Raw genomic sequence first — 21,757 nt, 5'->3', positions numbered from 1 at the left:
ATGAAAGTACGGAAGAAGCTTGCACGTACTGCTGTAGCGGCAGTTGTTGCAAGTGCATTGCTATGGAATGGAGTGGCTGTCCCTGGGTTAGAGACAGGGGCTAGCTATGCAGCAGGAGCAAAAGCAACGGATAGAAACAAGGTGGCAGTTGAGCAACCTGTTCTAGATGATAAGAAGCAGCAGGATGAAACCATTCGTGTAGCACTGTTTGCGAACTTGGGAAGCAAGTCTCCTGGCAGGACAGATGCTGTGACATTAACAACGACGACCAACTTAACCGCGTCCGTACGTGGTGCGGCATCAACAAGCAGCCTAAATACGTCATCAGCAAAATTTGCACTGGATCAGTATCGAGTCAAAGTGATGGAGACGAAAGATCTCGGGGCAGCAGAACGTGCGCTGGCCAAAGTTAAGCAAAGCAACAAGGCCTATATGCTAGAGTTTAAACGCCAAGGCGTCAATCATTACGCTGTATATGCTGGCGAGTATGCTTCTGAAGCAGAGGCTGCTAAAGCGACTGCTCGTTTGCAAGCGGATGCAAGCCTTAAGGCATTGCTGCAAGGAAATGTTCCTAGTACAGTTGGTCCTAACTATGTACAAACGGGTACGTATGCTACGCTTGAACAAGCAGCAGCGGTACAGCAAAAGCTGCTGGATCAGCAAATCGATGCTTACGTAACGACCATTCAAAGTGCAGGTACCATGCATACTGCTGTATGGGCGGGACAAACGGCAACAGAAGCTCAATTATCCAGCATCAAGGCTAAAATAGAACAGCAGCTTTCTATAAAAGCAACGATTGCTCAGTCCAATGCTGCACTTATTCACGCAACTGAGGTTAATGGGAAACAATCGATACAACGTTCCCATGTATACGGGGATGGCAAATGGATCATCAAGCCTGCTAACGGAGGCACAACCAAAGTTACAGAGCGTTACGGACGTACATACCGCGGGCTAATGGAAATTAGCAAGCATAAAAACGAACTTGCATTGGTAAATGAGCTACCGTTAGAGCAATATCTTGTATCGGTGGTAGGTGGTGAAGTATATCACACTTGGCCAGCCGAGGCTTTGAAGGCACAAGCTGTAGCAGCACGTACTTTTGCGCTCTATCAGAATGGCAAGTTCGAAATTGCGAACGTGGTAGATACTACTTTAAGCCAAGCTTACTATGGCATTGATAAAGAAAAGCCATCGATTCAGGCAGCAGTAGAAGCAACTGCAGGAGAAGTGCTTATGCACAATGGCAAGCTGATTGAAGCAATCTTCAATTCTAATGCAGGTGGAATGACTGCCCATCCATCCGAAGTATGGGGCGGCAGCTACGGTTATTTCCATGCAGTAGAGAGTCCCGACCATGTTGCGCAAAAGGGCTTGAAGTCATGGTACTACGTAGCAATGCCAGATGGAAAAGTTGGTTATGTACGAGAAGATACCGTGAGCAAGCTTCCACAGAAGGATCTAGGCAGCTTAGAAGTAGCAGTAGCAGTGGAGAATGGGACGAATGTTCGTCCGAACCCAACGATTCAATCTAGTGTGAAGCCAGTTGCTACGATTAATAAAGGAACCCAACTTGTTATATTGGATACGGTTGCTGAGTCCAACGAATATACTTGGGTACGAGGTCCATATACGAGCGCTCAACTTACAGAGATGATTCGTAAAGTTTCTAAGGTTACTTGGAAAGGTCCTTTAACTGAATTAGAAGTCGTGAAGCGGGGGCCATCAGGACGAGCTGTAGAAGTTCATGCTAATGGTGTTCCGATTGAAGTGAAGTATCCTGATCAATTCCGTACTGTGTTCGGCGGGCTTCCGAGTACACTCTTCGATATTGAAATGACTAGTGTGTTTAAAGTAGCGGGAGCTGACGGCAAAGCTTCAACTGTACATGGAATCAATGGCCAATACGCAGTGAGTGGAACGGGAGAAGGGGCTATGCCTTTATCCAAGAACACAATCGTATTGGATGGTGGCGGTAAAGCATCGGTTATTTCTGAAGAACCGTTGTTCTTCTTCCATGGAAAAGGTTTTGGTCATGGTGTAGGAATGTCCCAATGGGGTTCTAAAGGGCTTGCCGATAAAGGGTATGACTATGAGCAAATTCTGAAATACTACTATAATAATGTTGAGTTAGTGACACGATAGGACGGACAATTATGAATGTGGACTTATTTGATTTTCATTTGCCAGAACATTTAATCGCACAAACGCCGCTGCTTGATCGTACAGCTTCTAGGCTCCTAACATTGAATCGCAATGGCTGTGAGTTGGAGCATCATTCATTTTCAGAGATTACACAGTATTTGAAGCCAGGTGATTTGTTTGTGCTTAATAATACGCGTGTTATCCCTGCTCGCTTATTTGGAGTAAAGCCAGATACGGGCGCTAAGGTTGAAGTGCTGCTTTTGAAGCAAGAGCAAGATAACTGCTGGGAAGCGCTTGTAAAGCCTGCGAAGCGAATGAAGCTGGGTGCGGTGGTACAATTCGGTGATGAACTGAAAGCTGTCGTTACTGAAGAGCGTGACATGGGAGCGCGTGTACTGCGTTTTGAGTTTGAAGGTATTTTCCAAGAAATTTTAGATCGGTTGGGGGAAATGCCCCTGCCACCATATATTAAAGAGCAGCTCTCAGACAGAGAGCGATATCAGACGGTATATGCCAAGCACGAAGGTTCGGCAGCAGCACCAACAGCAGGACTTCATTTTACAACGGATTTGTTAAATGAGATCCAGAAGCAAGGTGTGCGAATTGCTTATGTCACGCTTCATGTAGGGCTAGGTACATTCCGTCCAATGTCTGCTGAACGTACAGAAGATCACGTGATGCATGCAGAATATTATGAGCTCTCCGAAGAAACAGCTGCGCTCATACGTGAAACGAAGCAGCAAGGTGGACGTGTTGTAGCTGTAGGTACGACATCAGCTCGTACATTGGAGACAGCTGCACAGCAGCATTTGAATCAAGAGCTGCAAGCTTGCAGCGGGTGGACCGACATTTTCATTTATCCAGGATATGAGTTCCAATTCGTTGATGCATTATTAACAAACTTCCATTTGCCGAAGTCTACACTTGTTATGTTGGTAAGTGCCTTGGCAGGAAGAGAATGCATTCTAAAAGCTTATGAGGAAGCGGTTAAAGAGGAATATCGATTCTTCAGCTTTGGCGACGCAATGTTCATTTATAAGTAAGTTAGAATCGTTGAAATTTGATAATAGTTAGGATGATCAAAGCTAATGGCAGCTGTTACTTATGAATTAATAAAAACATGTAAGCAAACTGGGGCGCGTCTTGGGCGTGTTCATACGCCTCACGGTTCATTCGAGACGCCGATATTTATGCCAGTAGGAACACTTGCAACGGTAAAAACAATGAGCCCAGAGGAATTAAAAGAGATGGAGGCGCGTATTATTTTAAGTAATACGTACCATCTATGGTTGCGACCGGGTCATGAGATTATTCGTGAGGCAGGCGGTCTGCACAAGTTTATGAACTGGGATCGTGCGATCTTAACGGACAGCGGCGGCTTCCAAGTATTTAGTTTGAGTGATATGCGTAAAATTGAAGAAGAGGGAGTGCATTTCCGTTCTCACTTGAACGGGGACAAGCTGTTCCTTTCTCCAGAAAAGGCAATGGAAATTCAAAATGCGCTTGGTCCAGATATCATGATGGCATTCGACGAGTGTGCACCATATCCAGCGGATCATGCTTATGTTAAACATTCATTGGAGCGTACGACTCGTTGGGCAGAGCGTTGTCTTGAAAGTCATGCTAGACCTCATGATCAAGCCTTGTTTGCTATTGTTCAAGGTGGTATGTATGCGGACTTGCGTAAGCAGAGCGCGTTGGATTTGACTTCTATGGATTTCCCGGGGTATGCTATTGGTGGACTGAGTGTTGGGGAGCCTAAACATTTGATGTATGAGGCGCTTGATACGACAATGCCATTGCTGCCAACGAACAAGCCTCGCTATTTGATGGGGGTAGGCTCACCAGATGCGCTTATTGAAGGTGCGATGCGTGGAGTAGATATGTTTGACTGCGTATTGCCTACTCGTATTGCGCGTAATGGTACAACCATGACAAGTCAAGGAAGACTCGTTGTTCGTAATGCGAAGTATCAGCGCGACTTCGGACCACTTGATCCGAATTGCAGCTGCTATACGTGTAAGAACTATTCAAGAGCATATTTGCGTCACTTGATTAAGTCTGATGAGACATTTGGTCTTCGCTTGACGACTTATCACAATTTGCATTTCCTATTGAATATGATGGCTCAAGTAAGAGAAGCAATTCGCGAAGATCGACTAAGAGATTTCCGTGATGAGTTCTTTGAAAATTATGGCATGGCCAATAATGAGAGCGGCTTCTAATTGATTGCGTGGAAGGTCCTGGTTGCTGATGCAGTGATCAGGGGTCCGTACATAGATTTAAAATGAAAAGGGGATTTTATCATGAATGAACTTCTTTTAGCTGCAGCTCCTGCTGCTGGCGGTTCTATTTGGGGAATGGTGCTTTCATTCGGTGCTATGTTCGCAGTGTTTTATTTCTTGTTGATTCGTCCGCAACAGAAAAAGCAAAAAACGCGTAATGCGATGCTTGGCGCATTGAAAAAAGGCGATAAAATTGTAACAATCGGTGGCCTTCACGGACATATCCTCGAAATCACTGACGATATTGTTGTGATTCGTGTAAATGATGTTACGAAGATGACATTTGATCGCAATGCAATCAGCCATATTATCTCTACTGGTTCTACTGAAGAAGCTGCTAAAGCTTAGTAGATGAAAAAAAGAACCTTCTAACCACTAAACAGTGGAATAGAAGGTTCTTTTTATTATTATAATTAATCAGCGAATGAGCGACTAGTTTGTTGCTCCACGCTTATCGTAGCTTTGGAGCGGAATGTGGAAATACCCGCGAGCTTTAATCCAATCCAGCTGCACGCTGCTGCAAGTGCAATACCTGCGAACATGTCCGATACCCAGTGGATACCGAGATAGAAAATGGAGAAAATAATAATAATTGCACTTGGACAAGCAATCCATATCCACCTGCGAAGACCTGAGCGCCATGCTATCATTGCAACTGTAGCCGAGATTGAAGTGTGCAGACTCGGGAAGCAGTTATCCAGCCCTGAAAATGCTCGATAGTTCTCCTCGAACGTCGGGAAAGTATCCAGCATAAGAAAAGACACGCCCGAAGGTGCATAAGACCATACTTCATCAACTGGAACCCAAAAATAAAAAGGCAATGCAATAATATAGTTAAATGTGATGGCGTAACAAATAGCGACCGCGAACGAAGTAAGTCCATTAGCGGCATATACCCCGATAGAAGCGATGATGATCGCTTGGAATATGACCAAATAGAAAAAAGCAAATATAGGTGTAAGCGCCGGGTGTGCTACCAACTGCTGCAAATGATAGACCAACTGGCCCTCTATTTGATAAATAAAGGGGGTGAAGTCCCACGAAATAGACATCATTGCTTCTAGATCTAACTGATACTTATTAACGACAAGAAGGAGCATAAATGAAACAAAGGCGATAAGAAATGGCTTAGAATGAATGATAAGTTTAATAAATGAACGAATGATGTAGAGCGGCTGCTTGCCAGATCCAATCCAAGCAAGCAATAGAATGAATACAACGGACCAGATAGCGACCGTCTGCATCGATTCAAAAAGTACCATAGTATCCCCCTAATTCTAGTACGAAATAATGTATGAGCCTCCCATAGTATATCATACCGAGAATAGGAACACACCAAGTACAAAACCCATTACTTGGATTTACTTCCTTTGCTTACATTAACCCCGAATATACCACCAAGAGCGGATAAACCAAAAGCTGCTGCTAACGCAATCCATTTGATAGCATCCCATTGCATATCCAAGGCCAAAAAACCAATGACAAATACGAGCAGCGCGTACAGTATGCCTGTAAGTCCACCGTAGTACCAGCCTTTTCTTCCACTGCGTTTTCCAGACGTCCAACCACCTATAAGTAACGCAAAGCCGTGTACGAAGTAACTGTACTTGGTAAGATTATCTTCTTGAGTTGAAGTGGCCACTAACAAAATTGAAAGGGCTAACGCCCCAATGGCCAGCCATAGAAATGCATAGCCAATCCCAGCCATTAACGGATGGCTTAACTTACCTGAGCTAAAGCGCTGCATAGCATTCATAAAAATCCTCCCTCTGACATTCTGTTTGTATCATCGTATGGGCAAGCTATAGGAAATAGTACAAAGATATAGCCATCACATCGGATGAATTACTACTACATAGAAATGGGGAATGCTTGGATGGAAAATATGGAGGGAACTTGGCAGGTGACAGCTGCGGTAATCGTATTTTTGTTAACCTACTCTATTATCATTACGGAAAAGATGAACCGCGCCGTCATTGCATTATTAGGTGCAGTTGTGATGATGATTTTACAAATTGTTCCGCCTCAGCTTGCCTTTACGAAGCATGTAGAATGGAACACCATATTCTTGCTTATCGGTATGATGATTCTCGTAAGCATTGCGAACAAGAGCGGAATATTTCAATATGTAGCCGTGAAGGCAGCGCAGCAAGCAAAAGGTAGACCTATGCGTATTCTAATCATTATGTCTTCGTTAACGGCATTAGGGTCGGCATTCTTAGATAATGTAACGACGGTTCTGTTAATGGTACCTATTACATTTTCTATCACACGTATTTTGCAAATCAACCCGGTTCCTTATCTAATAGCCGAAATTATTAGTGCCAATATTGGCGGAACAGCAACAATGATTGGAGATCCACCCAACATTATGATTGGATCAGCTAATAAACATTTAACATTTAATATGTTTTTGCAATATTTAGCACCTGTCACGTTGGTCATTATGGTGGTCGTTCTGCTCGCGCTTGTATTCATTTATCGCAAGCAGTTGCAAGTGGGTTCGAAGCAGCAGGAAGCGCTGATGGAACTATCCGCAGAGGATTATATTACCGATAAACGGCTCGTTATTAAATCTGTGGCTGTTCTTATCATGACCATCATCGGATTTGCCTTGCATGCAGTTGTACACATTGAGCCATCTGTCATTGCTTTAGCTGGGGCAGCCATATTGCTAAGTACGCAAACGGAACGGGAAATTGAAGAAGCATTCCGTCATGTGGAATGGGTGACGATATTTTTCTTTATTGGCTTATTTATTCTTGTTGGAGGTTTGGTGGAAGTCGGTATCATTGAACAGCTTGCGAGGCTTACTTTGGATGTAACGAAAGGAGATATGTTGAACACAACGATGTTTGTGTTATGGGTATCAGGAATTGCTTCAGCCACGATTGATAATATCCCGTTTGTAGCTACGATGATCCCTCTGATTCAAGATGTCGGTGTACAAATGGGAGTGACTGACCCAAATGAAACGAATGTATTGTGGTGGGCATTGGCATTAGGTGCTTGTTTAGGCGGGAATGGAACGGTGCTAGGTGCATCTGCAAACGTAATTGTGTCAGGTATGGCGAAGCGGGAGGGCAGAGGATTTAGTTATTGGGAGTTTTTAAAAATAGGAGCGCCGATTACTTTGTTGTCTCTTCTCATTGCAACCATGTATTTGCTTCTGCTTGTCGGCTAGAACATGTGCCAAAATGGATTGGTAAACTTCTCAAGAACTTGATTCGTATGTTAAGGGGGGGCTACGGTGAGAATACCAGTTGAAGCAGCTCTCTCCTTTCTGGACATCGGATTAAGGCTGTGAGGAGGTCATCGCAGTGGTATTTGGTACACTTGTTTTCCGTACGATATTGATGTATTTTGCTGTGTTTAGTGTTATGCGATTAATGGGGAAGCGGGAAATTGGAAAGCTGTCTATTTTCGACTTAGTTATCTCGATTATGATTGCTGAAATTGCTGTATTCGGTATTGAGGATGCCCATAAACCATTATGGGAGTGTTTAGTACCAATGGCTGTGCTTGTCTTGATCCAAATCGCATTAGCGATACTGGCTATGAAAAACAGACGGATACGTCGCTTCTTTGATGGGAATCCAAGCTTTATTATTAATCAAGGGCAGCTTAATCGCGAGGAAATGCGCAAACAGCGCTATAATTTGGACGATTTAATGCTTCAACTCAGAGAGCAGGGGATAGACAGTGTGCAAGAAGTGCAGTTTGCCATTTTGGAGCCAACAGGTAAATTAACCGTATTCTTAAAAGAACATGCTGGAAATAGCGACGGTGAGCAAATTGTAAGCTCTACAGAGGATGCAGAGAGCGCCGCTCATTCGACTACGCAGCCAAGTACCAGCATGTCTCAAAAAAATACGGACAATGAAATGAGCACTGAAATTGCATATAACACCAATACAAGTAATGGTAGCCGTATGGCTAAGGAAGATCTTCCTGTGCTGGAACATCCAGATCGTATTAAATTTACATCGCTTCCTTTACCGCTTATTATGGATGGGCGTGTTATGGACTCCAATCTGGAAAAGATCGAGAAGACACGATTCTGGTTAAAAAATCAAATCCAGCAAAAAGGAGCTCATGAATTTAAAGATGTATTCTTTTGTTCCATCGATCATCGTGGGCGCATTTTTGTGGACAAAATGGACCCAAAACCTTCTCGTTAAAGTAACTCATACAAGACCCGTCACCGTTAGGTACGGCTGGATAGAAAGCGTCCAATAAGGGGGAGACGGGTTATATCGTTTCGATCGATTAGTTTCATCATAATAAGTAGTACAACGTATAGGCATAGCCCTACAAGGCACGCTGCACTTAAGCGAACAAACACAGAGTTAGTTAATGGGAAATGCTGATACGTTGCTTGAATTGCGCCGGCGATAATGATCATGGCAATTCCGACTTTTGCAAAGTCAATCCACGGAATTTTTATTTTAAACGTTCGGATAAGGCTCCATCCGTGGAGCAAGGTAACGATCATAATATTAACATTAATAGCGATGACAGCGCCCTGAATTCCAAGGTGGGGCATTGAAGCGAGCTGGATAATGAGCCCTAACTTCACAATCGCACCTATAAATGTGTTCATCAATGCCGTTCCAGGGCGATCAAGCGCTTGTAATGCAGCCTGCAGCGGGGCCTGTAAGTATATAAAAATGGCTACTGGAGCCATCCACTGCAGCATGGGAGCTATTGAGATGTCATCATAGAGCACACTGCAAAGCGGCAATGCCAGTATATACATAACAACGGCAAAGGGAGCTCCGCTCACTAAAGCTAAGCGGATAGCTTGATGCATACGCATATGAATGGTGGCCATATCTTTTCGCCCATAAGCCTCGGATAAAGAGGGGACCAATGAAACGGATAAAGAATAGGTCAATGCGCCTGGCAGCAGCAAAATAGGAATGATCATCCCTTGTAATGCGCCATATTGGGCCGTAGCCACCGCTGTTACGATGCCGGCAGCAGCAAGACTGCGTGCTATCGTAATGGATTCCAGCAAGTAGGATAAAGAACCAATCAGCTTTCCTCCTGTTACAGGAAGGGCAATTCGTAATAGGCTGCGCCAAGCGGGACGTTCTTGTTCTATAAGTTCTGAAGCGGGAACGTTGTTAGCCATAGCGTCGATATGTTCGTCCTTTTTCTTATGGTGACGTCTCCACTGCAGGATTAGTACTAACAAGCCACTCAGTTCGCCTACAACGACTCCAAGCATGGCACCAGCAGCAGCCCACTCTAATCCATATGGCATGAGTAAATAAGCACCACCAATAACCGTAACAATGCGAACAACGGTTTCGGTTACTTGAGAAGCAGCCGTCGGTATCATATTCTGTTTGCCCTGGAAGTAGCCTCTCAGTACAGAGGCAACAGCAATAATGATAATATTTGGTGTCATAAAGAGGAAGGTGTAATAGACTCGATCATCTGTCAGCACATTTGTTGTAATCCACGACGCTAGCAGCAAACAGGTGACAGTTAAGACGACTGCAACAGAGCTTGTCATCCATAATGCTGCACGTACAATGCTGCGGACACGCTGTTGATTCCCTACTGAATCTGCTTCAGCTACCAATTTTGCAACCGCAAGTGGAACACCACCTGTTATAATGGTTAACATAACGAGGAGAAATGGGTACCCAAGCTGATAGAGGCCAACCCCCTCTGCCCCAATAATACGTGGTAGTGTAATGCGGGGGATAAAGCCAAATATTCGATTTAATAAACCTGCTGCAAATAAGATGAGTGTTCCTTGTATGAAGGTTTGCTTTTTCATTTACGATCCCTCGCTTAAGGGCAGACTTGTACAACACATTCGTTGTATTCATGTGTATGCAGTTGTCCGATTGGACATGTACAGGCTTTTTTGTTTCAATTAACGATGGCAAGCAGGAACATGACAGGTTTAGCGCGAATTTACAATGACAGTGGCGAATTGGAGAAGGAAAAGGAGAGGCTTTCGTTATGGATCAAGTTTTGGAAGGGCGGATCAGTAGCATCTTGGATCAAGATATCGAGCTTCTCTGTCAGAGCAAAGCAGAAGAATTTCATTTGCTAGGCTATGAGTATGTGACTGATAAGGACATATGGGAATGTGTGAGCGCGCGATACAAGAAAGAAGCATCAGAGCCTGCGCTTCATCGTATTGTGAACGATATATTGTCGCTTAGGACGACACAGTTTATGAACTATGTGACGATGGCTGCCTATAAAGGGTCTCCCTTTTAATAAGGTGAGGCTTTTTTTGCGGCGACTAAGGCGATGAAGGAAAAATTGACTCGTTTTTTGACCGTCGATATAATAGGAATATTGAACATGAAAGGGGAATGGGGACGATATGAAAAGGGTGATGACGTTCTTGTTCATCGTGGTCGTATCGCTTGGTGTTATTATTTGGACGAGCCCTACGATCCTCAACAAGATTCACCTTGGTCTAGATTTGAAGGGCGGCTTCGAAATTCTATATGAAGCTTCACCTCTTGAACCAGGTGGGAAGGTAACTCCAGATGCGCTCGTACAGACCGCTAAAAGTTTGGAGAAACGTATTAATTCAACAGGAACAAGTGAGCCTGAGATAACAACGGAAGGCTCAAACCGAATTCGCGTTAAATTGGCAGACGTTCAGGACGAGGAAACCGTTCGTAAGAAACTGAAAAGTCCAGCTGTCCTTACGTTCCGCAGCTCCGATGGATGTAAAAGCCCAACGGATTTTTGTAAAGTTGAATTAAAGGGAACGGACTTTGTTGAAGGCGGCGCTTCGGTCATTTCTGATGATTTGAGAAGACCTGTTGTCGCAATTAAACTAAAAGATGGTCAGAAGTTCGGAGAAATTACGACAAGACTGTCTAAGCTAAATAATCCTGATCCGGCTCAAGCACGTAATCATTTAGCTATCTTCATGGATGACAAAATGATCTCTGCACCAAGAGTGGATTTCCCAATTACGGGAACAGAAGCTACGATTACTGGACAGGGTAGCCAAGAAGAAGCAAGTGAGCTTAAAGACACGATTAACCTAGGCTCCTTGCCGCTTAAGCTGACAGAGAAGTACACGCAGAGTGTATCAGCTTCCCTAGGCCAGCTTTCACTGAATCAAACGATTAAAGCCGGAGTCATTGGTACCGTATTGGTATTGGTCTTTATGTTAATTTACTACCGTATGCCTGGTATTATTGCTAGCTTCTCCTTGATTCTATTTATTTGGCTTCATTTCGTTGTATTTTGGCTGTCAGACACGACGCTTACCTTGCCAGGTATTGCGGCGTTTGTACTAGGTCTTGGTATGGCTGTGGATGCGAATATTATTACGTACGAGCGTATTCGGGAAGAAATGCGTGCAGGGAAATCCGTTTCTTCTGCAGTAAAAGCGGGTTCCAAGAGCTCGTTCCGTACGATTCTTGACGCTAACGTCACAACGATCATCGCTGGTGGTGTTATGTACGCTTTGGGCGAAAGCCAAGTTAAAGGCTTCGCATTCATCATGATGCTCACGGTCGTTATTAGTATTTTCACAAACGTATTCCTCTCTCGCATATTCTTGCAACTGCTTGTGAGAAGCAATAAGCTCAACAAGCCGTCTTACTTTGGTGTGAAGGAGAGTGAAATCCGTGAACTTTAAGACTAATTACAATTTCGATTTTATGAAGGTAAGTAAGTTCTTCTTCATTTTTTCGATCGTCATTACACTTCTTGGTGTTGGAACATTAGCGTTCCGCGGATTGAACTACGGGGTTGACTTTAGCTCTGGTACAAATGTCGACATCACCTTGAAGAAACCAATAAGTAAGCAGCAAATGGAACAAGCTTTAGCCGGTTATAAACTCGAGAAGCCTCCTGTAATTACAGAGGGCAGTGAGCGTATGGCAATCCGATTCACAGAGGTACTTACAGACACAGAGGAATCACAACTGAAGAAAGATATTGAGAAACTCTCTCCTGGATCCTCGATTGAAGTGAATATCGTAGATGTAGAAATTGCTCGTGAACTTCAGCGAAATGCGATTTACTCCGTACTGATTGCTTCTATCGGTATTATCATTTACGTGAGTATTCGCTTTGAATGGAGATTCGCGATTGCGGCGATCGTTGCTTTGTTGCACGACGCGTTTATGGTTATCAGTGTGTTCTCCATTTTCAATTTGGAGGTTAACCTTCCGTTTATTATTGCGGTATTAACGATTATCGGTTTCTCGATCAATGATACTATCGTTATCTTTGACCGTATCCGGGAGAACCTTCGTTTTGCGAAGCTTCGTAATCGCAGTGATCTAGATAAATTGGTTAATTCAAGTGTTAACCAGACGCTTACACGAACGATTAACACCATGCTTACCGTTCTAGTCACGGCATTATGTCTACTCATCTTTGGTAGTGAGTCTATCCGTATGTTCTCGTTGGCAATCGTAATCGGTTTGGCATTCGGTGCATACTCTTCGATCTTTATTGCTAGCCCTTTGTGGGTCGTGCTTCGCGAACGTGCAGGCGATAAAAAGCCTAACAATCGCAAGCCGCAAGAAGTATAATCAACATATGTGTAGTATTGGTGCTTGATGCACACACTGAGCACAGGTAAGATGTTGTGTCGGTATGTTCATTATAGCTTCCATCTGTAGCTGAGCCGCGTCTTCCTAGACGCGGCTCAGATGTGTTAAATGAGGAGCGTGTTAGCTTCAAAGTTAACGCCAAATGAATGTTAAAGGAGAATGGTATGCTTCAATCACGAACTCGTTGGCGCTGTGCAGAAGTGTCAGAACATAAAGCGGAACAGCTAGCTGCAGAAGCAGGTATTTCTCCGCTTCTAGCCAAGCTGCTAATCGTTCGAGGCATCGAAGATGGAGACGGTGTTCAACGTTTCCTATATGACGATTTGGAGGCTGTTCATGATCCTTATCTGTTAGCCGGAATGAAGGAAGCTGTAGAGCGTATTCATCGAGCGGTAGAACAGAAGGAGCATATTCGAATATACGGGGACTATGATGCAGATGGTGTTTCCAGTACATCGCTAATGGTTTTCGTTATGAGAGAGTTAGGGGCTCATTTTGATTATTATATCCCGCATCGGGCGAATGAAGGCTATGGTTTGAACAATGCTGCACTTGATCTAGCTAAAGATCAAGGTGTTAGCTTAATCATAACAGTCGATACTGGGATCAGTGCTGTTGAACAGATTGCTTATGCGAAGCAGCTTGGGATTGATGTCGTTGTCACCGATCATCATGAACCGCCAGCTTTATTGCCAGAAGCCTATACATTAGTCAATCCGAAGCTTCCAACTTGTTCGTATCCATTCAAAGGATTGGCGGGTGTCGGCGTTGCATTTAAGCTTGCGCATGCTTTATTAGGCAAAGTGCCAGCGCATTTGCTCGAAATTGCTGCCATTGGTACAGTTGCAGACTTGATGCCATTGGTAGGAGAAAACCGTGTAATCGTCCGTGAAGCTTTAAAACGAATGAAACGAACAAGCTACCCAGGCATCCAAGCGTTGTTGGACATTGGAGGCGTAGATTGCAATCAGCTTGTGGCTACCAATATTGCGTTCTCGATGGCGCCGCGCATTAATGCTAGCGGACGTTTAGCGCATGCTGAGTTGGCAGTTAAACTGCTCATTGCGGATGATTTGGCGGAAGCCAAAATATTGGCAGAAGAGCTAGACAGTCTGAACAAGGAACGTCAAAAGATTGTTGACTTAACTGTCAAAGAAGCTGAAAAACAAATGGCCGCTAAAATGGAGGCAAATGGGGGGGAAGTTCCTTCTGTCATCGTATTGGCTAACGAAGAATGGAATGTCGGTGTTATTGGGATCGTAGCATCTAAACTGGTAGATCGTTATTATCGCCCTACTTTTATTTTAGGGATTGATTCCGAAAAAGGACTCTGTAAAGGTTCAGCCCGTTCCATTGACGGTTTTGATTTGTATGGAGCAATGACAGCCTGTGCGGATCTCTTTGAACATTATGGCGGGCATCATGCAGCTGCAGGAATGACGATTGCGTTTGATAAGCTTGAAGAGCTGGAACAAAAAATGCAGCTCATTGCGGAATCACAGCTAACACCTGAACATTTTGTGCCTTGTACGGATGTTGATGCGGTATGTACGCTGAAAGAGGTACCGCTTCAGGTTATAGATGAACTAAGCCATTTAGAGCCATTTGGTATGGGAAACCCGCAGCCTCGAATCGTTATTCGCGATGCTTCTATACAAGATAAGCGAACAATGGGAAAAGAAGGCCAACATTTGAAGTTGATGTTATCGCAAGACCGTGCTACATTGGATGCGGTGGCTTTTCAGCGGGGAGAGCTAGCAGATATCATCTCACCGCTTGCTCAAGTGGATGTTTTGGGTGAGTTGTCAGTTAATGAGTGGAACGGTTCGCGCCGCCCACAGTTAATGCTTAAAGATATTCGTATTAATCATGTCCAGCTTATTGATCTTCGAGGTACAAAGGAGTCTGTCGTGGCAGCGGTTGAACTGGCGCGCAAGCTTGAATCTTTAGGGCGAGGCCCTGTTGCATGGTTGACCACTCCTGAAGAGGCGACGGTGTATGCAGGTGAGACCTTTGTAAGATGGACTAGCATGGCAGATGGGCAACCTACTGATGATGCAAAAATACAAGATCTTATTATTAGCTCGATACCTGATCATCCATCGGTTTGGGAACAATGGGCAAATCGTTTCTCGCATGTGGAACGAATTCATGTTATATTGAATCGTCGACCTAGTGAAAAGGAAGTCAGACCACCTGCTCGTGAACGGATTATTCCTGCCTTTGCAGCATGCAAACAGTTGGGAACATGGCTTAATGATGATGGAACACGAGTTTCGTTAGCTCGCAAGTCAGGACTATCTCCACGTGAGTGGGAATACTTGATGGACGTATTCGCAGAATTAGGTTTCGTTACGTTTAGTGAGCATGCAGCTGGCGGCACTTATGAAATTGTGGAGAAGCCGCAGAAGGCGTCATTGGAATCATCCGAGCATTACAAGCGATGGGATACGATAAGTCGCTGGGAGTCATTGTGGAATGAAGCAGCCTCTGAGCAGTTGGCAGAACGGCTTTTGTCACTTTGGGACAACAAGAAGTCTCAACAGGTGTCAACTGCGTGAAATAGATAGGGTTATATGAAATCCCTCTTCGATAGCTGAGGTTATTGCTATTATGATTATGAACATTTGTTAATCAGCTTGCTGATTAATCGTCAAGGAGGAACTCTCGTGGATTTCAAAGAGTATATTCGTGTTATTCCGGACTTTCCAGAGCCGGGCATTCGCTTCAAAGACATTACAACATTGCTAAAAGACGGTGATGTTTATCGTGAGGCGATTGAATCCATTCAAAAAATGGTAGAAGATAAAGAGATCGATTTGATCGCTGGTCCAGAAGCTCGCGGTTTCGTAATCGGTGCTCCACTTGCTCTAATGATGGGTAAAGGCTTCGTACCGATCCGTAAAAGCGGCAAACTTCCAGGTAACACGGTGGAAGCGGACTATGGCAAGGAATACGGAAAAGACAAGCTTGCGATTCACCGCGACTCGATTCAACCAGGTCAAAAAGTATTGATTGCTGATGACCTATTGGCGACAGGCGGAACAATTGCGGCTACAATCGAAATGATTGAGCAATTGGGCGGAGTAGTTGTTGGTGCAGCATTCCTTATCGAGCTTGGCTATTTGGATGGCCGTGAAAAGCTTAAAGGTGTAGATGTACACTCTCTTGTTACTTATTAATCGTAATCAACGTTTGGCTTCGCCTTACGTCATATGATGTGTAATAAACAAAAGAACCTTCAATCCACGAAGAAGTGGGTCGAAGGTTCTTTTGGATTTCGTAAAGATTAATGTGAAGCTGGCTCCTTGTCGTTCGAAAGTCCAAGCTTTTCAATAATGATGAAGAATAGGTTCAACACGATTGCGAGTACAGTCGCCAACGCCATTCCTTTAAGCTCCACAGCTCCAATTTTCAATGATACATGGCTAATTCCGATGACAATAACAAGCGTTGTGAGCAGCATGTCTTTTGGATTACCGAGGTTTACTTTGGATTCAATCAAAATTCGGAAGCCAGATGCAGCAATGATACCGAACAATAGCAGTGATACACCGCCCATAACTGCGGGTGGAATGTTGGCGATGACTGCTGATACTTTTCCGAAGAATGACATTACTATCGCAATAATGGCCGCGCCCCCAATAACATAGACAGAATATACACGTGTCAAGGCCATTACGCCGATATTTTCACCGTAAGTCGTATTTGGTGTTGACCCCAAAAATCCAGAAAAAATAGTGGAGATACCGTTACCAAGTAAAGAGCGATGAAGTCCTGGCTTCTTGGATAGGTCACTGCCGACAATGTTGCTTGTAACCATAAGGTGACCGACATGTTCTACGATGACGACAAGTGCCGCAGGCAATACGATAAGGATTGCTGTCATATTAAATTCAGGGTACGTAAATGTTGGCATTTTGAAGAAGGGTGCATTTGCAACACTATCCATATTTACTACGCCCATAAAGTAAGCAGCCACATAACCAGTAACAATTCCGATTAGAACTGGAATAATTTTTAGGAAGCCGCGAAACATTACTGTTCCAATTACCGTAACACCTAACGTAAGAAGTGCTAGTTGCACGTTCGCAGGATTAATGACTCCGTCTTGGCCAGGAATGAAGTCAGCCATATCTGCTGCAACAGGGATAAGTTCCAAACCAATAACCGCTACGATAGCTCCCATGGCTGCGGGTGGGAATAATACATCCAGCCAGCGTGTGCCGATCCATTTTACAATTAGAGCGACAACAACGAATACAAGGCCGCATACGATAAAGGCACCAAGTGCTTGTGGGTAGTTCTCAGCTTTTCCAGCTAATACAACGGTTACTGGAGAAATAAAGGCAAAGCTAGAGCCAAGATAAGCGGGAATAAGTCCTCGGCATAGAATAAGGTAAAGCAATGTGCCCAGACCGTTCATAAGTAAAACAATACCTGGATCAACTTTGAAAATGTTTGGAACGAGTACGGTCGATCCGAACATGGCGAACAAATGCTGTAAACTAAGCATAAGTCCCGGTAATAATGGTGGTTTATCCAACACTTGGATTTCGCGTTGCAATGCCTATGCACTCCTTTAATATCGTTCATTTCTTGATAAATTCTAACTATATAATTTACATCGCAGTGGGCGTAGAAAGCAAGTATATTTTGCAAGTTCATGTCAAAAAATATAACACCCACTTCTATTTTTCCATATACTAACTCAGATTTCGACATTGTTTGACAAAAAGGATGATTTTCAACTGTGGTTGACCATTGACGCCACTACGGTTCAAAGGCATAATTATAGGATAATCTGTAAACAGGGCTGGGTTAACCAAGTTTTCCCGGATAGAAAGGAATCGAGACGAGTCCTATGGGCATCGACCATTTAATTAATAAGGCTTCTGCCTATATGAAAGAACCGGATTTGAAACGGATTCGTGAAGCGTATGAATTTGCGGATCAGGCACATTACGGGCAGGTGCGTAAATCAGGAGAACCTTATATTTTACATCCGATAGCTGTAGCGGAAATTGTCGTAGGCATGCAGATGGATCCTACCTCTGTTGTGGCTGCGCTGCTTCATGATGTCGTTGAGGATACTTCTGTATCCCTTGATGAAATACGCGAACAGTTTGGCGAGACTTGTGCGATGCTCGTTGATGGTCTGACAAAGTTAGAGCGGATCCAATTCCGTTCTAAAGAAGAGCAGCAAAACGAGAATTATCGCAAAATGTTCGTCGCGATGGCCAATGACATCCGAGTGATTGTAATTAAACTAGCAGACCGTCTTCATAATATGCGAACGTTGAAGTTCCAATCTGAAGAGAGTCAGCGACGTATTGCTTATGAGACCATGGAGATTTTTTGCCCGATTGCACATCGTCTTGGTATTTCCGCTATTAAGTGGGAGATGGAGGACATTGCTCTTCGCTACTTAAATCCGCAGCAGTATTATCGCATTGCTAACCTAATGCATAAGAAGCGTGCTGAACGCGAGCAGTACATCGAAGATGTTATCGTGCGGATTAATGAAAAGCTGAATGAGATGGGAATCGAAGCGGATCTGTCTGGACGACCGAAGCACATATATAGTGTGTATAAGAAAATGTCGATGAGAAACAAGCAATTCAATGAAATTTATGATTTGCTTGCGATTCGAATCTTAGTTGACAATATTAAGGATTGCTACGCGACACTGGGCATTATCCATACTCTATGGAAGCCTATGCCTGGCAGGTTCAAAGATTATATTGCTATGCCGAAGGCGAATATGTATCAATCCCTGCATACAACGGTAGTTGGCCCAACTGGGGAGCCGACTGAAGTTCAAATCCGTACATGGGACATGCATCGTACAGCTGAATACGGTATCGCTGCTCACTGGGCTTATAAAGAAGGAAGCGGAAGCAATGCTGCACTTTCTGTCGGGGGCAGCTTTGAGGAGAAGATGACGTTCCTGCGTGAAATCCTCGATCTCCAACAGGAGACAAAGGATGCAAGCGAATTTGTGGAAACATTGAAGATGGACTTCTTCTCTGACCTAGTATTCGTATTCACGCCTAAAGGCGAAGTCATTGAGCTGCCTAGTGGTTCTGTACCGCTTGATTTTGCTTACCGCATTCATACGGAGGTAGGTAACCGTACGATTGGTGCTAAGGTAAATGGGCGTATCGTTCCACTTGACCATCAGCTGAAGACGGGCGATATTATTGAAATTTTGACTTCCAAACACTCTTATGGACCAAGTGCGGACTGGATTAAGATTGCACAATCGTCTCATGCACGGACGAAGATTAAGCAATGGTTCAAGAAAGAGAAGCGGGAAGAAAATGTACAAAAGGGCCGCGATCTCATTGAGCGTGAGCTGAAGCGAATGTCATTGGATTCCCAAGTGTGGATGAGCGAAGATAAGTTGTTGGAAGCAGCTAAAAAGTTTAATTTCAACGACACGGAAGATATGTTGTCTGCTGTAGGCTTTAGCGGCTTGACGGCTGCACAAGTATGTACGAAGATCACTGAGAAGCTGCGTAAAGAAGCAGAAGAAGCAGCCCAAATTGAATTGGGCAAAGACGTGAAAGAAGTGAGGCGGGAATCCGAGCGGAAGCCGAGACCGACGAACGGGGTTCGCGTCAAAGGCGTTGACAATATGTTGATTCGCTTTGCACGCTGCTGCAATCCTGTTCCTGGAGATGACATCGTCGGCTATGTTACACGTGGTCGTGGCGTATCGGTTCACCGAACAGACTGTTTAAACCTTCGCAAAGAGATGGAAGGGGAAGAAGCAGCTCGTATTATCGCAGTGGAATGGGAAGAATCCATTGAGGCGAATTACAGCGTCGATATCGAAATTACCGGTATGGATCGTCGTGGCTTCTTGAACGAAGTGCTGCAAATCGTTTCTGAAAGCAAGACAAACATTGCAGCTGTATCGGGTCGTTCGGATAAGAACAAGCTGGCTATGATTCATATGACGGTATTGATTCGCAACACGGAGCATTTACAGTCCGTTGTAGAGAAGATTAAGCGTGTAAAAGACGTCTATACCGTGCAGCGGATCATGAACTAGAACGAGTCTGTTACGCTCAGTCGAACGCTTGATTCATATAAGAAAGTTACGTTCATTCAAATTATTGAGCTGGGCCGCCCCAATTGGGGTGGCTCTATCTATATATACGGAGGGATAAGGCTGATGAGAGTTGTTGTACAGCGTTCGAAGGAAGCGAAAGTAGTGGTGGACGAGCAGGTGGTTGGCCAAATTGACCGTGGACTGATGCTACTAGTAGGAGTAACCCATGAGGATACAGAGCAGGATGTGAATTGGTTGGCTGATAAAATAGCAGGACTGCGAATTTTTGAAGATGAAGCGGAAAAAATGAATTTATCTGTGCAGGATATTCAAGGTTCTATATTGTCTGTGTCACAGTTTACCTTATATGGAGATTGCCGCAGCGGTAAGCGTCCGAGTTTTACTTCGGCAGCGCGTCCTGAAAAGGCAGAGTTATTGTATGAACAGTTCAATCAGCGGCTGCGCAGCCATGGGCTCCAAGTAGAAACCGGAGTATTTGGTGCCAATATGGATGTAACGTTTACGAACTGGGGGCCAGTCACTCTTCTACTTGATAGCCCAACTCGTTCCTAAGCATGTATAGCAGAGTCGTTCAATTACGCATACTAACTTCTAGTTACATCATAAATATAGGAGCGGATTGGATGCGACACTCATTACAGCAATTAGCGATTCAGTATAGTCAGGCAATGACTGCAGGCGGGCTGCTTAAAGAGCAGGTCAATCAATTAGTAGATGCTGATCCGATGGCGGTTCAATCTAGAAGGGAACAGCCTAATCATCGGCGTTAACAAATAAGTAGCAGTCAAAGTGAAAAGTGATAAGCTTGATTTGATTGTGTTATATCGTCGTTTCAGCTTTGTTATCTTATGGGTATTAGAGAATAAGCAACGTGCAGAAATATTGCCCGCTATTCGAATACAAAGAGGTGACAGAAGATGAAACATATACAAGCTTATACGCGAACAGAGAATGAAGCAGAATCGCTGCGTATTCCTCTCATAAGTTTAGGGATACAACAACAGCACATTGAGATTGGTCGCCTTGAAGAGCCATTTGGACAAGGACAGCTGCTGTTGGCACCTATTTCTTCTAATCCGGGTGGAGTCAACTATGCAGGAGGCAATGCGATGCATCCTGCAGGATCGGGTGTAGGTGTTGTTATCAACAAGGATGATGGGGCTGAACAAGCTGAACAGAGTGATGGACAGGTGCCTGGAATTGTTGAGGATGAACGTTTTTCAGAAGAACGTGAGCAAGCACCTAATGATTTAAGCTATGTCATTTCCATCAAGCTGGATTCAAACCATTATATCGAAGCGCTCAAGCTTCTTCGTCGTCAAGGTGCATATGTGGAGTAGCATTTCTTAGTAGAGGGCTCGATTATCATTACTACTTGTGATACAATACGGTTCGAATATAAAATACGCGCTCATTTGATGAGCGCGTATTTTATTGTGCATTATTGTTATTAATAGTAGTCAGAGTTGAGCTTCTGCCCTACAGACTGCTTACCTTTTATTTTTGCAAAAGTTACATCTTTTGTACAGGCAACAACAATCAGGAGGATTACATGCGCGTATGGTTAAGTGCGAACGAGGCGGCTTTTGAGCGCTCGCTCGTCCATCTAATACAGTTATATGTGGAGCAGCCGCAAGTGGATTATTCGCTGTCTGCAGATGAGGAGCAACTTGTCGGCATCG

Annotated in this window: 19 protein-coding genes; 15 read left to right on the top strand and 4 right to left on the bottom strand. The window is 44.2% G+C overall.

All coding sequences use genetic code 11. The annotated features are described in order from the left end of the window. From FPZ44_RS16400 to yajC, 4 genes are all read left to right on the top strand, one after another. Entirely contained in the window at positions 1 to 2,148 is a 2,148-nt protein-coding gene (locus FPZ44_RS16400; protein WP_144991597.1) for a SpoIID/LytB domain-containing protein, read from the top strand. 11 nt (positions 2,149 to 2,159) lie between these two features. Then, entirely contained in the window at positions 2,160 to 3,191 is a 1,032-nt protein-coding gene (queA, locus tag FPZ44_RS16395; protein WP_144991596.1) for a tRNA preQ1(34) S-adenosylmethionine ribosyltransferase-isomerase QueA, read from the top strand. A gap of 45 nt (positions 3,192 to 3,236) precedes the next feature. Continuing rightward, the gene (tgt, locus tag FPZ44_RS16390) at positions 3,237 to 4,373 is read left to right on the top strand and encodes a tRNA guanosine(34) transglycosylase Tgt (protein WP_144991595.1); all 1,137 of its coding nucleotides are present in this window, start codon (positions 3,237 to 3,239) and stop codon (positions 4,371 to 4,373) included. Between the two features lie 81 nt (positions 4,374 to 4,454). Further along, positions 4,455 to 4,781: a preprotein translocase subunit YajC gene (yajC, locus tag FPZ44_RS16385; RefSeq protein WP_144991594.1), complete on the top strand. Its 327-nt coding sequence runs from the start codon at positions 4,455 to 4,457 to the stop codon at positions 4,779 to 4,781. Positions 4,782 to 4,846: 65 nt separating this feature from the next. On the opposite strand, the gene FPZ44_RS16380 is transcribed toward yajC, so the two are convergent. Together FPZ44_RS16380 and FPZ44_RS16375 are read right to left on the bottom strand one after the other, a co-directional pair. Further along, entirely contained in the window at positions 4,847 to 5,695 is an 849-nt protein-coding gene (locus FPZ44_RS16380; RefSeq protein ID WP_144991593.1) for a phosphatase PAP2 family protein, read from the bottom strand. A gap of 89 nt (positions 5,696 to 5,784) precedes the next feature. Then, the gene (locus FPZ44_RS16375) at positions 5,785 to 6,189 is read right to left on the bottom strand and encodes a TIGR04086 family membrane protein (RefSeq protein ID WP_144991592.1); all 405 of its coding nucleotides are present in this window, start codon (positions 6,187 to 6,189) and stop codon (positions 5,785 to 5,787) included. A 120-nt stretch (positions 6,190 to 6,309) separates the two neighbouring features. Between FPZ44_RS16375 and FPZ44_RS16370 the strand changes: the two genes are divergently transcribed. Further along, positions 6,310 to 7,617: an ArsB/NhaD family transporter gene (locus FPZ44_RS16370; RefSeq protein ID WP_144991591.1), complete on the top strand. Its 1,308-nt coding sequence runs from the start codon at positions 6,310 to 6,312 to the stop codon at positions 7,615 to 7,617. A gap of 136 nt (positions 7,618 to 7,753) precedes the next feature. Beyond that, positions 7,754 to 8,614, top strand: coding sequence for a YetF domain-containing protein (locus tag FPZ44_RS16365; protein ID WP_261378351.1), 861 nt, complete (start codon positions 7,754 to 7,756; stop codon positions 8,612 to 8,614). A gap of 26 nt (positions 8,615 to 8,640) precedes the next feature. Here the strand turns inward: FPZ44_RS16365 and spoVB are convergent, their stop codons facing one another. Beyond that, entirely contained in the window at positions 8,641 to 10,227 is a 1,587-nt protein-coding gene (gene spoVB / locus FPZ44_RS16360) for a stage V sporulation protein B (protein ID WP_144991590.1), read from the bottom strand. Positions 10,228 to 10,415: 188 nt separating this feature from the next. Here spoVB and FPZ44_RS16355 point away from each other — a divergent pair, with 188 nt between their 5' ends. The 5 genes from FPZ44_RS16355 (at position 10,416) to FPZ44_RS16335 (ending at position 16,176) form a co-directional block, all read left to right on the top strand. Beyond that, a complete protein-coding gene (locus FPZ44_RS16355; RefSeq protein ID WP_144991589.1) occupies positions 10,416 to 10,679 on the top strand; it encodes a post-transcriptional regulator in 264 nt (87 codons plus the stop codon). A 109-nt stretch (positions 10,680 to 10,788) separates the two neighbouring features. After that, a complete protein-coding gene (gene secD / locus FPZ44_RS16350) occupies positions 10,789 to 12,069 on the top strand; it encodes a protein translocase subunit SecD (protein ID WP_144991588.1) in 1,281 nt (426 codons plus the stop codon). Beyond that, complete coding sequence (gene secF / locus FPZ44_RS16345) at positions 12,059 to 12,973, top strand: protein translocase subunit SecF (protein WP_144991587.1); 915 nt, start codon at positions 12,059 to 12,061, stop codon at positions 12,971 to 12,973. The genes secD and secF overlap by 11 nt, the downstream gene beginning before the upstream one ends. 185 nt (positions 12,974 to 13,158) lie before the next feature. Further along, positions 13,159 to 15,555 (top strand): single-stranded-DNA-specific exonuclease RecJ, encoded by a 2,397-nt coding sequence (gene recJ, locus FPZ44_RS16340; protein ID WP_144991586.1) that lies wholly within the window; start codon positions 13,159 to 13,161, stop codon positions 15,553 to 15,555. 108 nt (positions 15,556 to 15,663) lie between these two features. Continuing rightward, on the top strand, positions 15,664 to 16,176 hold the full coding sequence (locus FPZ44_RS16335; RefSeq protein ID WP_144991585.1) for an adenine phosphoribosyltransferase: 513 nt from the start codon (positions 15,664 to 15,666) through the stop codon (positions 16,174 to 16,176). Between the two features lie 107 nt (positions 16,177 to 16,283). Here the strand turns inward: FPZ44_RS16335 and uraA are convergent, their stop codons facing one another. After that, the gene (uraA, locus tag FPZ44_RS16330) at positions 16,284 to 17,561 is read right to left on the bottom strand and encodes a uracil permease (RefSeq protein WP_144991584.1); all 1,278 of its coding nucleotides are present in this window, start codon (positions 17,559 to 17,561) and stop codon (positions 16,284 to 16,286) included. 297 nt (positions 17,562 to 17,858) lie between these two features. Between uraA and FPZ44_RS16325 the strand changes: the two genes are divergently transcribed. The 4 genes from FPZ44_RS16325 to FPZ44_RS16315 all read left to right on the top strand — a co-directional run bounded on the left by FPZ44_RS16325 (position 17,859) and on the right by FPZ44_RS16315 (position 21,415). Continuing rightward, complete coding sequence (locus FPZ44_RS16325; protein WP_144991583.1) at positions 17,859 to 20,054, top strand: RelA/SpoT family protein; 2,196 nt, start codon at positions 17,859 to 17,861, stop codon at positions 20,052 to 20,054. Between the two features lie 123 nt (positions 20,055 to 20,177). Further along, positions 20,178 to 20,627 carry a D-aminoacyl-tRNA deacylase gene (gene dtd, locus FPZ44_RS16320; protein ID WP_144991582.1) on the top strand — a complete coding sequence of 150 codons (450 nt, stop codon included), beginning with the start codon at positions 20,178 to 20,180 and terminating at the stop codon, positions 20,625 to 20,627. A 71-nt stretch (positions 20,628 to 20,698) separates the two neighbouring features. Continuing rightward, the gene (locus FPZ44_RS26510; RefSeq protein WP_186786078.1) at positions 20,699 to 20,845 is read left to right on the top strand and encodes a hypothetical protein; all 147 of its coding nucleotides are present in this window, start codon (positions 20,699 to 20,701) and stop codon (positions 20,843 to 20,845) included. Positions 20,846 to 20,992: 147 nt separating this feature from the next. Then, positions 20,993 to 21,415: a flagellar basal body rod protein gene (locus FPZ44_RS16315; RefSeq protein ID WP_144991581.1), complete on the top strand. Its 423-nt coding sequence runs from the start codon at positions 20,993 to 20,995 to the stop codon at positions 21,413 to 21,415. The last annotated feature ends 342 nt before the right edge of the window (positions 21,416 to 21,757 follow it).

Origin of the sequence: Paenibacillus agilis, assembly GCF_007786455.1 — a bacterium.
Taxonomy (GTDB): domain Bacteria; phylum Bacillota; class Bacilli; order Paenibacillales; family Paenibacillaceae; genus Paenibacillus_B; species Paenibacillus_B agilis.
Note: the sequence above shows the minus strand (reverse complement) of the source record. Positions and strands in the feature narration are given on the sequence as shown.

Bases quoted from the DNA above. Each gene is read 5' to 3' on its own strand.
- dtd (WP_144991582.1), top strand. From the start codon at position 20,178: ATGAGAGTTGTTGTACAGCGTTCGAAGGAAGCGAAAGTAGTGGTGGAC.
- FPZ44_RS16355 (WP_144991589.1), top strand. From the start codon at position 10,416: ATGGATCAAGTTTTGGAAGGGCGGATCAGTAGCATCTTGGATCAAGAT.
- FPZ44_RS26510 (WP_186786078.1), top strand. From the start codon at position 20,699: ATGCGACACTCATTACAGCAATTAGCGATTCAGTATAGTCAGGCAATG.
- FPZ44_RS16380 (WP_144991593.1), bottom strand. From the start codon at position 5,695: ATGGTACTTTTTGAATCGATGCAGACGGTCGCTATCTGGTCCGTTGTA.
- secD (WP_144991588.1), top strand. From the start codon at position 10,789: ATGAAAAGGGTGATGACGTTCTTGTTCATCGTGGTCGTATCGCTTGGT.
- queA (WP_144991596.1), top strand. From the start codon at position 2,160: ATGAATGTGGACTTATTTGATTTTCATTTGCCAGAACATTTAATCGCA.
- spoVB (WP_144991590.1), bottom strand. From the start codon at position 10,227: ATGAAAAAGCAAACCTTCATACAAGGAACACTCATCTTATTTGCAGCA.
- FPZ44_RS16370 (WP_144991591.1), top strand. From the start codon at position 6,310: ATGGAAAATATGGAGGGAACTTGGCAGGTGACAGCTGCGGTAATCGTA.
- FPZ44_RS16375 (WP_144991592.1), bottom strand. From the start codon at position 6,189: ATGAATGCTATGCAGCGCTTTAGCTCAGGTAAGTTAAGCCATCCGTTA.
- yajC (WP_144991594.1), top strand. From the start codon at position 4,455: ATGAATGAACTTCTTTTAGCTGCAGCTCCTGCTGCTGGCGGTTCTATT.
- FPZ44_RS16325 (WP_144991583.1), top strand. From the start codon at position 17,859: ATGGGCATCGACCATTTAATTAATAAGGCTTCTGCCTATATGAAAGAA.
- FPZ44_RS16315 (WP_144991581.1), top strand. From the start codon at position 20,993: ATGAAACATATACAAGCTTATACGCGAACAGAGAATGAAGCAGAATCG.
- recJ (WP_144991586.1), top strand. From the start codon at position 13,159: ATGCTTCAATCACGAACTCGTTGGCGCTGTGCAGAAGTGTCAGAACAT.
- FPZ44_RS16400 (WP_144991597.1), top strand. From the start codon at position 1: ATGAAAGTACGGAAGAAGCTTGCACGTACTGCTGTAGCGGCAGTTGTT.
- tgt (WP_144991595.1), top strand. From the start codon at position 3,237: ATGGCAGCTGTTACTTATGAATTAATAAAAACATGTAAGCAAACTGGG.